We start from the raw sequence: 990 nt of genomic DNA, 5'->3' as shown, positions 1-990 counted from the left end.
GGATCACGCTCGGCCAGATAGTGAAGCTGGTCGTCAAGATGCCTGTGTACCGTCGCCTCGACGGCGGCGGTGCATGCCCAGATACCTTGCGGGCCGAGCAAAGCGGTTAGGAAGCCCAATAGCCAGCCACCCCAACTCCAAAATTGCATCACACGGCACGGGCGCGATTTACGCCCCGGCATGGCGGCGTGGAAAGCGGTGCAATGCTGGCGCTCGTGTCCCAGCATTTCCGACAAAGGCGGCACGCAATCGGGTGAGAAGTGCCGGGCGACGAGGATTTGCGCCGAATAGATCCTGATCGCTCCAAATTCGCCGGCGTGATTGACCCGGACTATCCTGGCCACGGTCAACGCTTCGCGGCGAGAAAGCTCACCCATTGGAGAAGCTTGCCCGCTTGGCGATACGATCCCACCAATCGTTCAAATCGGGGAAACGGGCAAATAGCTTCTGCCCTTCCTCGACCTTCAGGAAATAGGCGATGATCGGCGCCGCATGCAGGTCCGCCAGCGTCAGCTGCGCGCCGAGCAGCCACGGCCCTTTTGTCTTGAGCGATGTCAAAACCTTGAACACCGTTTCAGCCTGGCGGAGCCCGGCGGCGATCAGCGCCTCGTCCGGCGGCGCCTTTTCCAGCCGCTCGACCGCCACGTCCCAGACCATAGCGCGGTAGCCATAGGCATCGAGCATGCCGATGATCTGGTTCATCCGCGCCCGAAGGCGCGGATCAGCAGGCTGAAGGGCCAGGCCATCGAAGGCTTCGTCGACATAGCGCGCGATTGCGCCGGTCTCGAACAGGCGAAAGCCGTCATGCTCGAAGGCCGGGATGCGGCCAAACGGGTGATGTTCCGGATACCAGGCGGGAATGCCGTCGGCGGCGAAGATGTCGAGCGGCACCAGCTCGTAGCCGATGCCTTTCTCCTCGAACGTCATCCGCGCGATGCGCACATAAACGCTGTAGTCGGCGCCATAGAGGATCGGCTTGGCCATCGCTTC

Annotated in this window: 2 protein-coding genes; both read right to left on the bottom strand. The window is 62.3% G+C overall.

Going from position 1 to position 990, the window contains the following annotated elements; all coding sequences use genetic code 11:
* Positions 1-377: demethoxyubiquinone hydroxylase family protein (locus EOA28_RS36900; RefSeq protein ID WP_189342412.1), on the bottom strand; the 377-nt coding region annotated here is incomplete at its 3' end.
* Positions 370-984 (bottom strand): glutathione S-transferase family protein, encoded by a 615-nt coding sequence (locus tag EOA28_RS36895; protein ID WP_127250872.1) that lies wholly within the window; start codon positions 982-984, stop codon positions 370-372. The genes EOA28_RS36900 and EOA28_RS36895, both read right to left, overlap by 8 nt.
* Positions 985-990: the final 6 nt, after the last annotated feature.

Origin of the sequence: Mesorhizobium sp. M2A.F.Ca.ET.067.02.1.1 (assembly GCF_004023285.1) — a bacterium.
Taxonomy (GTDB): domain Bacteria; phylum Pseudomonadota; class Alphaproteobacteria; order Rhizobiales; family Rhizobiaceae; genus Mesorhizobium.
This window is presented reverse-complemented; position numbering and strand designations above follow the sequence as displayed.